Source organism: Parapedobacter indicus (assembly GCF_900113765.1).
Lineage (GTDB): Bacteria > Bacteroidota > Bacteroidia > Sphingobacteriales > Sphingobacteriaceae > Parapedobacter > Parapedobacter indicus.
Genome location: NZ_FOQO01000013.1, coordinates 128,441 through 143,314 on the forward strand (window position 1 = coordinate 128,441; position 14,874 = coordinate 143,314).

Sequence of the window (14,874 nt, forward strand, 5' to 3'; positions counted from 1 at the left end):
TAATCCGGTTTCAATACAAGGCCTTATCGGCATATCCGAACATCGCGAGGAGGTGGTTGCAACACCTCCTCGTCCTGTTTTGCACTACGGTGGTCTTTATTTCTTCATATTTTACCTCCTTGGTCTATACATTGGTTATTGATAGGTCAGCCCCTCGATGATCAGATGCCGTCCCTCCAAACGGTATCTGATACCCGACCCGGACAGAAAGTCCAGTACATTGCCTAAGCTGACATTCCGCTCCATTTTTCCCGAAAAAGTTTCTCCCGGAAGATTGGTTTCGTAAACAACGTCGATGTTGTACCAACGGCTCAGCTGGTTCATGACTTCCCGGATTTCCGTCTGCCGGAAATGGAAGAAACCACTTTTCCATGCGACAAAGGGAGCCGTATTGACTTCCACCACCGTCAATTGCGATTGCTGGAAAACCGACTGCTGGCCCGGCCGCAGCAGAACCGCCGACTGCTGGCCTGTGTGCTGTACCGCGACTTTGACCGATCCATCGATCAAGGTGGTTTTGGTATCGGTGTCTCCGGGATAGGCGGAGATGTTGAACTGTGTGCCCAGCACCGATACCTCCTGCCCTTTGCTTCTCACCTTAAAGGGCATATGTTTCAAGCTCTTTACCTCAAAATACGCCTCGCCCTCCAGTTCCACGATGCGCTCGCCGCCATCAAAGCGGGCCGGATATGTTAAGGTTGTGCCCGAATTAAGCCACACCTGGCTGCCATCGGGCAGGGTGATTTGGTAGATCCCCCCTCTGGGGGTGGTCAGCTGCAATAGCTCGGCGCCGGTTCCCTTGCTGGCGGATCTGCCCACCACCGCAGTCCCGTCGCTGTAGGTGATTCCATCCGCTACTACGATGCCCGACTGTGCTTCGCTTAAGTTGATCGTCCGGCCATCCCCCAGCATCAGTGTAGCGCGATTGCCGCCGGGATGGATGGCATAGGCGCTCTCTATAGCAGTATCCTGATGTGCATGCTGTTCGCCGATAAAAAACCACGTACCGGCAAGCGCCGCAATGAATACGGCTGCGGCGTAGGGAAGCCAACGCATCAGCCTCGGCATACCTCCACCGACGGGCCGCTGCCGCCGGATGTCTGCCCATAACGTACGGCGCACATATGCCTTTGCGTCGGGCTGATGCGCGAAGTCGCCATGATCGGGCCCCTGAATGGTATCGTACCACTGTTCTACCTGCTGCCGTTCCTGGGGCGTAGCCGTGCCATCATTGTACCGCTGGATGAGCCGATGTATGTCTTTCAGATTGGCCATATACTTACTTATCCGGTAACAGTCAAAAAAGTACTAGGTCAAAATGATTTTTTTTAAACCGCCTGCTGCATCCACAGCACCGTACCCGCCATGATGAGGGAAAGGCCGTAGCCTGTGAAACGATCGCGTAGCCGATTTGTAGCGGTATGCAACTGGTTTTTGACGGTCTGCTCCGATAAATGCAGCCGATCGGCAATTTCGCGGATGCTTAGCCCTTCGTCATGCCGGAGCTGGTAGATCTGCCGCATGCGCTCGGGAAGCGCACCGATCTCATCGGCGAGGATGTCCTCCAGTTCTTTGGTGAGCAGCTGCTGCTGTGGATCGATATCAGTCGCTGCATCAATAGCGGCGTGCTGCAAGGCGTAACGCAACCTGACTTCATCTTTTTCGAAAAGCTTGAGTATTTTATTGCGTAATACAGCATACAGATAGGGTTGCAGGTGCTCCTGAGCGGATAACTTGCCCAGATTGTCCCAACAGGTGATAAATACTTCCTGGACCAGGTCCTTGGCAGTTTCTGCTGAATCGACCCTGCGGCATGCATGCCGGTACAGTTCTTCCCAATACTGGCCGAAAATCCAATGAAACGCTTTACGCGGGTCAGTCTGTGCCAATTGGAGGATGTCCTTATCTGTTACCTTCATAGCAAGTGATAAAAGTACAGTTTTTCATCAACATAGGAAATCAGGACGATACGCGTATTCCATCAAACGGATCCGGACGAACAGAACAAATCTACCGATGATATTATTTAGAATTATTTTAAATAAATCAAAAGGTTTCCTAATATTGTGCCGAAATGGCCGGGCAGGCTCCGTGTTTATGATTGATCATATAAAATATATAGCGTACGAATGAAACCTTTTACTTACTTAACTTTCTTATTTGCAGGAATTTTCCTCGGTATTCCGGGATCCCATGCTCAAAATAGCGGCCATGCGGTGGTAAGTGGGAAAATCTCTACTTCCAATGGGCTGCCCGCCGCAGCGGTCAGTGTCGTGGTGGTTGGCACCCGACAGGGGACGACAACCGATGAGCAAGGGCATTACCGCCTCGAACTGACCGAAGTGGGTTCCCTTACCCTGGAGGTCAGCGCCGTCGGCATGGCCAAACAACGGCAAACGCTTACCGTCAGTGCCGACGCTTCGATAACCCAAGATTTTACCATCGACATGACCAGTGCCCAATTGCAGGAAGTGCTGATCACACAGTCCAGGGGCTATACCACATTGGCTCCCTCTCCCACCTTGCGATTGGATGAACCGCTCGTAGAGGTGCCGCAGAATATACAGGTCGTCTCTTCCAAAGCGCTGTCAGATCAGCAGGTAATCAGTATGAGCGATGGATTGATCCGCAATGTGAGCGGCGCAGTGCGGCTGGAACATTGGGGCAACTTATACACCAACATCAGCATGCGGGGCACACAGATACAGGCCTTCCGCAATGGGTTCAACGTGGTTTCGTCCTACTGGGGGCCCCTTACAGAAGACATGAGTTTTGTAGATCACATCGAATTTGTGAAAGGACCTGCCGGGTTTCTGCTGTCCAATGGCGATCCTTCAGGTTCCTATAACGTGGTGACCAAAAAGCCAACCGGCGAGACCAAGGGCGAAGCCTCGATAACGGTGGGTCAGTACAACCTTTACCGGGCAGCAGTAGACCTAGACGGTAAGCTATCCCAAAACGGCAAATTCTTATACCGGTTAAATGTATCGGCACAGGCGAAAGGTTCACACCGCCCAAATGAATCCGACAACCGCTATGTGGTAGCCCCAGTAATTGCCTACCGGCCGGATGACAAGACGACGATCACTGCGGAGTATACCCTGCAATACGCACGCATGTCTGACGTGGGTTCTTATTATGTGTTTGGACCAGTTAACAAAGGATATGCGTGGCTGCCCCAAAATTTTTCCATGACCCCCGAAGGGCTGGATCCGACCAACATCACCGATCAAACCTTTTTGCTCAACGTGACCCGCAACCTAGCCCCCAACTGGAAGGTGACCGCACAGGGGTATTACCTGCGCTACGATCAAAAGGGCTCTTCGATGTGGCCGGAGAACGAGATGACCGACGATGGGAAGATCATCCGGGGGGTAGATATATGGGATGCCTTCAGCAGGTCTGCCCTCGGCCAAGCATTTGTAAACGGTCATTTTAATACTAACGGCATTCAGCACCGGGTGCTGGCGGGTGTTGACGTGGGCGACAAAGACTACCTAGCCGACTGGGGGCAAAGCTTTGCGCTGGACACGGAGGACGATCCGTTTGATGTGTACAACCCCGACCTTGGTCGCCCGGCAAATGGTTATCCAACATTTGATCGCGAAACCCCGTTAAGCGAACGGGCCGAAACTGCCGGTGGCATTCAAACCCAACGCTATGCCGGCATTTACCTGCAAGATGAATTGGGCTTTTTCCAGAACCAATTACGCCTGACACTGGCCGGACGCTACACTTGGGTTAGGCAGAGTGAATGGGGTGAAGAAGCCTATCAAGCCAGCCACTTTACACCTCGTATCGGCCTTAGCTGGAGCATCGACCCAAATACCTCCGCCTATGCGTTATACGACCAGGCGTTTGTGCCCCAGGCTGGGCGCATTTACGGCGGCGGCAGGGTGAAACCCATCACAGGCAATAACCAGGAAATCGGCCTTAAGCGTAACTGGGCAGGTGGCAACTGGAATACGAGTGTATCCGTGTACCGGATCCTAAAGGAAAATGAGCTTACCAACGACCCGCTTCACAGCGACCCGAATCAAAGCTATAGCATTGTATTGGGCCAGAAAGTGGCACGGGGCGTTGAGCTCGACGTTAGGGGCCGCATCTTACCCGGATTTGACGTAATGGCCAACTATGCATATACCCATGCGGAAATCACTAAACTGAATGAAGGAGTTGAGGGTTTTGAAGTGGGAGACCTCGTACCGGGCTATGCTACCCACACAGCCAATGCCTGGTTCGATTACACTCTTCAGCGAGGCTTCTTGCGCAACGTTGGTATTTCCGCTGGCTTCACCTACCTATGGGATCGGAAAACCTATGACGGCGAACTGGAAGGGATGCCTTTGGGCGATTATTTTAAACTGGATGCCGGTATCCATTATCACATTCAGAATTTCAATGTCCGGCTGAACGCGTTTAACCTCTTGAATAACTACCTGTACAGCGGCACCTACTATGAGTGGAACAACGCATTCTATTGGCAGACCGAAGCACCCCGCAATCTGAGACTCTCTATAAGCTACAAATTCTAGCATATGCAGATAACTAAAAAAAATTAAAAAATAATTTGCATAGTGTGAAAAATACACTATCTTTGTATCATCATAATTTAGGTTTATAATTGGTTAGTAAAGGTTTCCATTCTCCCCGTTTGGAAACCTTTCATTTTTTACTGTATCGTGATTACCGCCCCAACAAATGTTACTTACTTTTGCACCTCGGAGGATTTGAATGAAACGATATCAGCAACGATACGAAAAACTTGCCACGCTCTCTACCTTTTTGCTTATCCCACTCTCAGGTTTGGTCACCGATGTATACCTGCCCTCATTTCCGGAGATGCAGCGGGCACTGCATACAGACGTTGCGGGAATCCAGCTTACGTTGTCATGCTTTCTCATTAGCTATGGCCTGACTATGCTCGTAGCCGGCAGTGTGGTGGATACGTGGGGACGCTACCGCCTTGTTCTGGCATCGCTGCTGCTTTTTGCCGGCAGTAACTTTGCGATTGCTACCATACACCACATCGGTTTTGTGTATGCCATGCGCATTCTGCAGGGAGCACTAACTGCCCTTATCGTGGTAAGCAAACGGGCTTTCCTGGCTGATATATTCACGGGGAGCAAGCTACAACGCTACACCAGCATGCTTACGGTGATCTGGGCGCTGGCTCCCATTACCGCTCCTTTCATCGGCGGCTACCTTCAGGTGTGGGTGGGTTGGACGGCTAACTTCTATTTCCTAGGAGCGTACGCACTATTGGCACTACTTATGGAGGCACGCTTCGGCGGCGAAGCCATGGTACGGTTTCCGGCTTTCCGCTTTAAGGGGCAACTGGCTATCTACCGCCGTATTCTCCGCACCGCCGATTTCACCTATGGACTGGTTACACTGGGCATCAGCTATAGCATGGTGATGCTTTTTGGCATGTCTGCTCCGTTTATTATAGAACATGAACTGGGCCTATCGCCGATAGTGACAGGCTATTGCGCGCTTATTTCCGGCTTCGGACTCCTCTGCGGTGGTTCCATCGGTCGAGCCTTCACGGATGCTCCCTTCACGGCGAAGTTGCGTTATGCCACTGCGGCCGAATGGATCGTGGGTCTGGCTATGCTAGCCACCACCAACTGGATAGCCAATGTCTATTCGCTGATGGGCTTTGTCTTTGCCTTGCATGTGGCTTCGGGATTTGTGTACAATGTTTACTTTACGCACTGCCTTACGCGGTTTCCAAGAAATCCGGGCGTGGCCGGTGGTCTTACCAGCGGGGGTTCTTACCTCGTAACTTCCTTAGTTAGTTATGCCCTTGTGTCCATTCTGCCTGCTACAGATCAAGGACAATTAGCCGTCAATTACCTCATTCTTGCCCTCATCTCTACCGGCTTGTTGATCGTATCTGCGCCTAAGAGTGCCCCCGAGTCGGACAAAGCCGAACTCGCTCATTGCGCAAGGTAAAGAGGCCATCCCTTTAACGGAATGGCCTCTGGTAAACGCAAATATACGGTTGATAGCCGATCAACAATCAATCGATGGCCCTGAACATCCAAAACCAGGCGGTACCCCATGGTCCCACACCAGGCTCTGGATAGCTTAGTACCATGCGGCCATCATCCAGCAGCAAGATGTCATACTCGTAAACAGGTGCGCCTCCTTCGTTGGGTGATTTCCCACACAATACGGTAACACCTTTGGTGGTCAGTTTACCGGTAGCCCATACTGATCCATTGTCCAGCGTGATGATTTTGGTCATATCGAATGAAAAGCTCCCCGTTTCCTCCTGCCCACCGGCCTTCACCTTGGTGAGTTTGGCGCCCCGCAAAGAGAACACCATCTTGGCTCCGGCACCTTCTCCGCTAGCCTGTCCATCGATATCGGCGACTGGCAATGCCCACCATTCGGGTTTACTGCTACCCATGTAACCGCCGTTGCCCCATACGGCAGGCTGGGTATCATCCCATACCCATGTCCGTTCCGATCCGCCGGTGAGATAGCCCCATTCCAAGGGTACGTCAAAGGTCAGCTCGTCGACGTTGACGGTCAATGTTTTTGTGATCTTAGTACCATCGGGATTGAGCCCTGTAAAAATAATTTCATTCTCGCCGGTGGTCACTAACAGTACGGTATCTGTTTTCCGTTGTGTGGTACCGGTGCCGTAATCCCAGTTTGAAAGAACCGGACTCCGGTTATCCAATGCTACCTTGTTAGAGTTTTTCCCGTTCACCTGAATAAGCGTTGCCGTAAGGTCGAGTTGCTCGGCGGCAATGGCACCGCCCATTTCCATACGGTCTTCGATGGGTTCGCAGGCCGAGACCGCCATGATCAGTAGGACTGCCCACTTGGAGCAGTGTTTTATAAAGGTTTTCATGATATTTTTCCTTTTAAGTTTTACCATCCCGGAAATTCATCTGCCGGTGTACCCCATCCGGCATTCTGTGTCAGTACACCGTCGGAAAGGGCGATTTCGTTTTGCGGGATCGGCCAAAAGCCGCCGGTAGCTTGGTAGCGTGCACTGTATCCACCGCCAAATCCCTTCATCTGGGTATCTACCCCTTTGTTTTTAATGGCGACACCTTCCTGTGCAGCCAGTGCGTTTGCGGCGTCATGCCAACGCATGAGATCGAAATAGCGCAGTCCTTCGAAGGCAAGTTCCCAACGGCGCTCACGCTTGAGCGCTTCCAGCGAATAGGCCACATTGCCCAACTTTGCCCGGGCACGCACACGATTTAAACCCGTTGCCTCTTCAGTCAGCTCGGAATGCATCAGCAATACATCGGCAAAGCGAATCAGCACCAGATCCTGGGTATGGGCCAGCTGCATATCCGTAGGTGCCCCATCGGCCAGAATGGCATAAGAAGGAAGCAGTGTCCCATCCCGATAGGCGGTGACAGGCATGTATTTCTTTTGCCAGAACCCGGTTTCTTCCATCTGTGAATCAGCACCGTAAATATAGCTCTCCAGGTCATTCTCTACGTCGATGATGGAACCGGTGCGCCGGATATCGGTGGGTTCGGCCTGTCGCCATTCATTCCATAGCCTCGTATTCACCGGGCCTGCACCCCAGCCTGCGCCAAAGGGAAACGTACCTGCCTGCCCATTGTTGGACCGCATGCCGAAGTGCAGCACATATTGATTGGAATATCCCAGCTTGTACTGGTCGCCCCAGTCGACCAACGTTCCGAATTTAACGGCAAATACAGTTTCCTTATTTCCATCGCCTTCCCAAGCCAAATCGTTATCACGCGTATAGGCATAATCTTCAGCAGTATATTCATTCGTATAAGGCCATAAATTACGAAAGTCGGATACCAAGTCGTGACCGCTGCTGCTGATGCACTCGTTGAGCCAAGTGACGATCTGCGCCTTGTTGAGTTCACCTCCGCCGGCCACGGGCAGCGACGACTGCTCATAATAGCCGGTATAGAACAAGAATACCCGGGCCGCAAGCGCCTGAGCGGCCCATTTGGTGGCATGGCCCGCCGTCGTGTTGGTATACGGCACGGAGGGCAACAGCGTTATGGCCTGCTGCAGGTCATAGCCGATCTGCGCATACGTTTCGGCAGCGGGTGCCTTGGGCAGATTTTCCGCTTCGGGCACGATAACCAATGGCACTTCGCCAAATAGCTGGGAAAGCTCGAAGTAAAACAGCGCCCGCAGAAAGTAGGTTTCGCCCAAGAGCTGATTGCGCTGCTGTTCATTGCTCCAACCGGTTACGTTGTCCATCGTAGCGATGGCGGTATTGGCCCGGAAAATGCCTTGGTAACGCGCGCGCCAGAAAGGGAGGAAACGGTCGGGTTGGGTGTTCATCAGGTGATCGAGCCCGTGCATATCGCGATCGTTCTCGCCACCGCCGCCGAAACGGTCATCCGAAGCCAGCTCCGCGGCGTAAAAGTGGGAATGAGCCGCGTCAGCGATAGCAGTACTCATCGTCGAATAGATACCGGTGATCATTTGTTCGGCATCGGCCACATTCATCGGGAAATTGCCGGTATTTTTCTTGTCATAACTGGTCGTGTCCAAAAAGCTTTCGCATCCGGATAAGAGTATGACTCCTAATGTTATTGCGATAATTCGTTTCATTTCTTTCGTATTAAAAGTTGACATTCAGTCCAATGATGAAATTACGCGGGCTTGGATAAAACCCGAGGTCTATGCCGGACACCCAGCCCTGCTCATCGCCATAACCGATTTCAGGATCCATGCCCGAATAGCCGGTAAACGTATACAGGTTTTGCGCCGACACATAAAGGCGGGCTTGCCCGAGCGGCATCTTCGGAAACAAGGACTTGAAACTGTAGCCCAACGTGATATTCTGTATTTTGAAGAAATCGGCATCTTCAATGTAGATGTCTGATATATATTGGTTGTTGGTATGGCTGCCGTTGGTGAGCCTCGGGTAGCGGTTGGACGTGCCTTCGCCATGCCACCGCTGGAATACTTCGGTGGTGTAGTTTTGCAAGGGACTATCGGCAAACGAGCGATAGGACTTGGCAATCTGATGACCAAACGCGCCGAAGCCTGACACAATCAGGTCAAAGCCGTTGTACCCCAGCGAAATGTTGAGCCCGGCCGTAAAATCGGGGTGCGGATTGCCAATCTGTACTTTATCTGCTTCGGTGATAAAGCCATCGCCATTGGTGTCTACGAAAATCACATCTCCTGGCTGAGCACTTGCCAATACACCGTGCCCCGCGGCACGGTATTCCGCAATCTGCGCGTCATTCTGGAAAATACCGTCGGTCTTGAAACCATAGAAATAACCCACCGGATAGCCTTCCTGCGCACGATACATGGGCGTCGTACCCTGGCTTAACACGTTTGCCGCGCCGTTGATGAGCTTTTCGGCATTCGCAATGCGGGTAACGCGATTCTTATTGTAAGCGCCGTTGAGATTGATACCGTAAGCGAAATCGCCACGGGTTTCATTCCACCTTAACCCCAGCTCCAGGCCTTGATTTTCGATATCGCCGCCATTGATAAAGGGTGCTTGAGTTCCGAAAATAGCCAATACCGGTGCCTGGACCAGCCAATCGATGGTTGACTTGCGGTACCAATCGAAGATGACACCCAAGCGGTCCTGTACAAAGCGCGCGTCAAACCCGATATTGAGCTGTTCGGACGTTTCCCATGACACAACCGGGTTGGGTAAGATATCAGGATAGGCGCCGTTGACAAGCGTGTTCTTTTCATTGCCGAAATAGTAGCCATTTTGGCGATCAATGGCAATGGTAGCCAGGTACTGGAAGGGCGGGATATTCGCATTTCCATTTTGGCCCCAGCTGGCACGCAGCTTCAGGAAGGAAAGCCACTCCGATGCCGGTTCCATAAAATCTTCATTCGTGACATTCCAGCCAATCGAAAAGGATGGGAAATAACTCCATCGCTTGCCGCGGTCGAAATTGGACGAACCATCGCCCCGGATAATCGCAGCCGCCATGTATTTCTCCTGGTAATTATAGCTGACGCGTCCGAAAGCAGAACTAAAGGCGTATTCACCCCAATGGGTTCCGCCCACAGCGGGCATAAAGCCGGAATATCCCTGCCCATTACTTACCCAGGCATTGGGCCAACTACCGGGAAACGACGAGTTGGCCGTGGTGACACTCAGGTCCTCGCCAATACCGCCCTTTTCGATAGACTGCCCCACCACCACGTCGAAATGGTGTCCGCTGCCCAAACTGCGCTGATATGATATCGTATTTTCCAACAACCAGCTGTAGCCAAGGCCCTGGTTTTGCGAGATGTCATCGATGTCATTGAGCGACACCGTGGATAAACGGAATGCCGGCGTATACGAACGGTAGGAAGAAGCGCCCAGCCGATAACCGAAACTGCTGCGGATTCGCAGGTCTTTGAGCGGCTGAACCTCGGCATATGCATTGGCAAACAGGGAATGGCTCTTGCTCTGGTTCTGACCCCGGCGGTAAACCATATCTGCAATGGGATTGGCCGTCGCGCCGTCGAATGCCCATCCATCCGCAATTTTGCTGGCCTGGTCGTAGTACCCGCCCGCTGCATTATAGACGGGCAGCAGTGGATTACCCACCATCATGTTGTGCACGTCGTTCCAGTAGATATTGCCGATGCCGATACCCGAATTGACCCGGTAGGTATAGGTGAGGTTCTCACCGAATTTAAGGATATCAAAATCATCATTTTTCAGAATCACGTGGTCGGAATTGATGCGAAACGTGTGCCGGTTAAGATGGGGTTGAACAGGCTTCCCAAAGATACCATCCTGAGAAGCGGTGGAGTAACCCAGTGAAAACTTAGACTGTTCACCGCCTCCGGTGAGGTTAAAGGCGTGGCTTTGCGTCAATGCGTTATCTTGGTGGATTTCCCGCAACCAGTTGGTACCATTCCAGGTTCCTTCCTGTATCTGCTGGTATTGATTGGGAATAAGACTGGCCCAGTCATACGGAGCCAACCCCTCATTAAACATACGTTCGTCCTGGATAGCCATGTATTCTTTGGCCGTAAGCAACGAAGGCATCTTGTAGGCATTCTGCCAACCAACGAAACCATCATAATTGATTTTGAGCTTGCCGGCCTTCCCTTGTTTGGTCGTGACGAAGACCACACCATTGGCGGCCCTGGCACCGTAAATGGCTGCCGATGCAGCATCTTTAAGGATGTCAATGGATTCGATATCCGCAGGACTCAGTGCATTGATATCTCCACCGATAACGTTATCGATGACATACAGCGGATCGGAATTATGGATTGTACCGATACCCCGGATTCTGACCTTGAAACCTTGCCCGGGCATGCCGGAGGTCTGCGTAATCTGGACACCGGGCGACTGGCTTTGAAGCCCACCGACCACATTGGTGGTACTCAATTTCTGAATGTCATCGCCTTTTACCTGCAACATAGCGCCTGTTGTCAGCTTCCTTTTCTGCGTACCGTAGCCTACCACCACCAGTTCTTCAAGGGTATTGTTGGCAACCTCCAGGGTAACATGGATTATCCGCTGGTTACCGATGAAAACCTCTTGGGTGGTATACCCGATCGACGAGAACACCAAGGTGGCATTACCCGAAGATACCGACAGCTGAAAATTACCTTCAACATCCGTCGTCGTAGATGTGCTGGTGTTTTTTTCTGTGACCGTAACAGCCGCCAAAGGTGTCCCTGCATCGTCAACCACGGTGCCACTAACCGTTGCTTGCGCCACGTGTAGCCGTTCGGATTCATATCCGGCACCGTTATGTGCAAATGCAGGCCCCGGAGGGACCGAAACGCTCAAGGCAAGGCAGCCTATTGTGAGCTGCAACAGCCTTCGCGAGTACTGTTTGTAAAAAATTAATTGCATGGTTTTTTGTTTATAATTGAAGAATCCAATAGAAGGCGATAACTGATCCTTGTTACGCCCGAGTTATTGCTTGTTTATTTCAATTTGATGTGTATTTCCTTTCCAGTATATGTTACCGTTTGCGTGACACGCGCGGGCGTATCCGCACCCTGCGGCGTTTCAGGCCGCACATAGACAATGTCGAACCTCCGGCGGGTCAACATCCCTTCAAACGAACCCCGCTGAGCACCGATACGCAGCTCGCTGGTCTTGTCGTGATACGTCAATGTAATGGTACCGAACTTTCCCTCTTCATAATTATAATTAGTCCCCTCGTCTTCATAGAGCTCAAAAGAGGCGTCAGCACCTGCGTAAACAAAGAGTGTAATTTCCTTGGCAGGCTTTTCGTCGGTGTATTGCAGCTCGGGGCCAAGCGGAATGATACTGCCTGTCCTGACAAAAAGCGGCATGCGCTCGTAGGGTGCTGCCGCTTCCAGCGTTTGCCCGCCACGATGGTATGCGCCACTGTAAAAATCATACCATCCTGCTCCCCGGGGCAAATACAATTTACGAGAAGTAGCCCCAAGTTGCGTTACCGGATTTACGAGCAATGAGGGTCCGAACAGAAATTGATCATTGATGGCAAAAACCTGTGCATCCTGCGGGAAGTCCATCGCCAGCCCCCTGAGCATCGTGTAGTCATGCAAATAGGTGTTCCCGGCCAACGAATACGTATAGGGCAAGAGTCGATAACGAAGTCCGATGTAATAACGCATACTGCTGTAGGCAGGGTGTCCTTCGGGGGCGATATTGAATGGTTCTCGAAAGGGAAACTGCCCGTGGGCCCGGAAAATCGGCAAAAAGGCTCCATACTGGTACCAGCGGGTATTCAATTCGCGCCATTCTTCACGGTCTTCGGTATTGGGGTTGTGGAAACGCCTTTCGACCAAAAAACCGCCAGCATCCATGGTCCAGTAGGGTGTGCCTGACATCGAAAAATTGACCCCGGCGGCAATCTGGTCTTTCATATCGTGCCAACGCGAGGAGATATCGCCGCTCCAGGCCGCCGCCGCGTAACGCTGCTGGCCCGCGAAATACGAACGGGTAAGGATAAATACCCGACTGTTGGCATCGGTGCTCCGCTGCCCTTCGTAAATGCCGCGGGCATTTTCCAACGGAAAAGCGTTGTAATAGCGCACAGACGAACCGATAGCCGGTTGCATGACCGATTTTCGCGCTTCTAGGTTAATATTGGAGTGGATATCCGGCTCGCTGGCGTCCATCCACCATGCGTCGATGCCTTTACGATATAGTTTCTCATTCATCAAATCCCAGAAGCCCGCGCGGGCCTGGGCATTAAATGGGTCATAAAAGGTAGAAGTATATCCGGGACCGATCCAGTCCTTGCGGCCATCGTAAATATTGCGTAGATAGAGCCACCCTTTATCGCGAAACCGGGTGTAGACGCTGGATGCTTCGTTGATTTTGGGCCAAACCGATATCATGAGGTGAAAGTGGTTGTTGTGCAAGCGATCTACCATGCCCTCGGGATCCGGAAAACGTGTGGTATCAAAATCGTGGCTCCCCCAATCGTGCTCACGCCAATAAGACCAATCCTGCACCATGTTGTCGATAGGAATCTGCCGCTTGCGGAATTCCATGGCTGTATCTTCCAGTTCTTTCTGTGTTTTGTAACGTTCTCGGCTCTGCCAGAAACCAAATGCCCACCGCGGCATGATGGGTGCCCGGCCGGTAAGGTGGCGGTAACCACCGATGACATCATCCATATCGCTTCCGGCAATAAAATAGTAGTCGACACCAGCACCTGCCTCCGAGTCAAACGAAAATGTACCGGTATCTGTATCGGGAATGGGGCGCTGCCACTCGACACCTAAGTAGGACTGCCCTCCATCTGGCAGCCACTCGATCCGGATGTCGTGGCGATGGCCGGCTTCTAAGTCTAACGCGACCTCGAAAGAACCAGCATTCCACGACTCGCGCCAGCGATCTTCTCGCAATTGGTCGTCTATCCAGACCTTGATGTAACCCGAATACGTAAAATGCAGCCTGTGGAGGCCCGTATAGGGCGATTCCAGTTGCCCTTCGTAGGTAACCAGACTGCTCGCAAGGTCTACAGAATCTGGAAACCGCGATTGATCGGTCAGATAGCGGTAGGTGATATCCGATTCCGGTCGCGATAACCGGATCGTTTCGGGGTGGTTTTTATCCCGATAGGTTGATGTAAGCCACCCCCGCTGTCCTTCCTTGGAATACAGGCGAAAAGCCGATAATGGAAGTAGCGGCCGGATGTCACCGGCCTTCGTAATGGAATAGTTATGCCAAAGGATACCGTAATGGTTGGTGGACAACAAAAAAGGTACTCCAATCGTGGTATTATACTGCAAAAGGGTTACCTGTCGGCCCTGATAATTCATTACCCCATTTTGGTGCTGCCCAAGTCCATAAAGTCCTTCTGTTTCGGACACGGCAAAATGTTGCCGAATCCCGTAAAAGACATCGCCATCGTACGCACACGGTTCAAACGTGGTGGCATCCCGCCGCCGCTCGGCGAGCAGCGTTTGTCCCTTCTCGTCCAGAAAATCGATTGCACCAGACAGCAACGAGACGCGGGCGGTTAAGGCCGCTGTTTTCAACTGCAGATAATCACCGGCCTTTTCCAGCGTCCACGGCCCTGCCGTACGGCGCAGGGTGTCGACGATGACGAGCGATTCGCTTGGCGCTACAGACTTTCCCGGCGGCTTGACAATAACATGAATAATCTGGTCAGTAATAACATCCAATACCACCTCTTGGTCGATTGCGGTAGCCATCCCATCAAACAAAAGGGATACACCGGTAGCGTTACGGGTTATTTGGGGCTGGTCTACCTGCGCTGCCATCGTTGGCATCACCGGACAGATAAGTAAAAAAAGAATGGCCACGAACAAGAATATCATCTTCATCATAAAAAGCAATACCGATAGCTGGTTAATGCAATTGGTTATCGAGATCAAAATTAGGCGAGCTAAATGGATACCAAGGGATAGGTATGTTAACAAATGTGGGTGATTTGGTTAACT

General features: G+C 51.8%; 8 protein-coding genes. 2 read left to right on the forward strand and 6 right to left on the reverse strand.

The features are described 5' to 3' along the window. Nucleotides 1-135: 135 nt before the first annotated feature. Complete coding sequence (locus BMZ56_RS22495) at nt 136-1,275, reverse strand: FecR family protein (protein WP_090631272.1); 1,140 nt, start codon at nt 1,273-1,275, stop codon at nt 136-138. A gap of 53 nt (nt 1,276-1,328) precedes the next feature. Then, nucleotides 1,329-1,919, reverse strand: coding sequence for an RNA polymerase sigma factor (locus BMZ56_RS22500; protein WP_090631275.1), 591 nt, complete (start codon nt 1,917-1,919; stop codon nt 1,329-1,331). A gap of 210 nt (nt 1,920-2,129) precedes the next feature. On the opposite strand from BMZ56_RS22500, the gene BMZ56_RS22505 reads away from it, so the two are divergent. Both BMZ56_RS22505 and BMZ56_RS22510 read left to right on the forward strand, forming a co-directional pair. Further along, nucleotides 2,130-4,535 carry a TonB-dependent siderophore receptor gene (locus BMZ56_RS22505; protein ID WP_090631278.1) on the forward strand — a complete coding sequence of 802 codons (2,406 nt, stop codon included), beginning with the start codon at nt 2,130-2,132 and terminating at the stop codon, nt 4,533-4,535. A 199-nt stretch (nt 4,536-4,734) separates the two neighbouring features. Then, nucleotides 4,735-5,958 (forward strand): MFS transporter, encoded by a 1,224-nt coding sequence (locus BMZ56_RS22510; protein WP_090631280.1) that lies wholly within the window; start codon nt 4,735-4,737, stop codon nt 5,956-5,958. A gap of 67 nt (nt 5,959-6,025) precedes the next feature. Here the strand turns inward: BMZ56_RS22510 and BMZ56_RS22515 are convergent, their stop codons facing one another. From BMZ56_RS22515 to BMZ56_RS22530, 4 genes are all read right to left on the reverse strand, one after another. Next, nucleotides 6,026-6,868: a hypothetical protein gene (locus tag BMZ56_RS22515; RefSeq protein WP_090631397.1), complete on the reverse strand. Its 843-nt coding sequence runs from the start codon at nt 6,866-6,868 to the stop codon at nt 6,026-6,028. A gap of 20 nt (nt 6,869-6,888) precedes the next feature. After that, the gene (locus BMZ56_RS22520) at nt 6,889-8,580 is read right to left on the reverse strand and encodes a RagB/SusD family nutrient uptake outer membrane protein (RefSeq protein ID WP_090631399.1); all 1,692 of its coding nucleotides are present in this window, start codon (nt 8,578-8,580) and stop codon (nt 6,889-6,891) included. Nucleotides 8,581-8,590: 10 nt separating this feature from the next. Beyond that, nucleotides 8,591-11,815: a SusC/RagA family TonB-linked outer membrane protein gene (locus BMZ56_RS22525; RefSeq protein ID WP_090631283.1), complete on the reverse strand. Its 3,225-nt coding sequence runs from the start codon at nt 11,813-11,815 to the stop codon at nt 8,591-8,593. 74 nt (nt 11,816-11,889) lie between these two features. Beyond that, nucleotides 11,890-14,760 (reverse strand): TIM-barrel domain-containing protein, encoded by a 2,871-nt coding sequence (locus BMZ56_RS22530; protein WP_245893352.1) that lies wholly within the window; start codon nt 14,758-14,760, stop codon nt 11,890-11,892. Nucleotides 14,761-14,874: the final 114 nt, after the last annotated feature.

Excerpts from the sequence above, each read along its gene's own strand:
- BMZ56_RS22510 (WP_090631280.1), top strand. The coding sequence starts at position 4,735 with ATGAAACGATATCAGCAACGATACGAAAAACTTGCCACGCTCTCTACC.
- BMZ56_RS22515 (WP_090631397.1), bottom strand. The coding sequence starts at position 6,868 with ATGAAAACCTTTATAAAACACTGCTCCAAGTGGGCAGTCCTACTGATC.
- BMZ56_RS22530 (WP_245893352.1), bottom strand. The coding sequence starts at position 14,760 with ATGATGAAGATGATATTCTTGTTCGTGGCCATTCTTTTTTTACTTATC.
- BMZ56_RS22500 (WP_090631275.1), bottom strand. The coding sequence starts at position 1,919 with ATGAAGGTAACAGATAAGGACATCCTCCAATTGGCACAGACTGACCCG.
- BMZ56_RS22495 (WP_090631272.1), bottom strand. The coding sequence starts at position 1,275 with ATGGCCAATCTGAAAGACATACATCGGCTCATCCAGCGGTACAATGAT.
- BMZ56_RS22505 (WP_090631278.1), top strand. The coding sequence starts at position 2,130 with ATGAAACCTTTTACTTACTTAACTTTCTTATTTGCAGGAATTTTCCTC.
- BMZ56_RS22520 (WP_090631399.1), bottom strand. The coding sequence starts at position 8,580 with ATGAAACGAATTATCGCAATAACATTAGGAGTCATACTCTTATCCGGA.
- BMZ56_RS22525 (WP_090631283.1), bottom strand. The coding sequence starts at position 11,815 with ATGCAATTAATTTTTTACAAACAGTACTCGCGAAGGCTGTTGCAGCTC.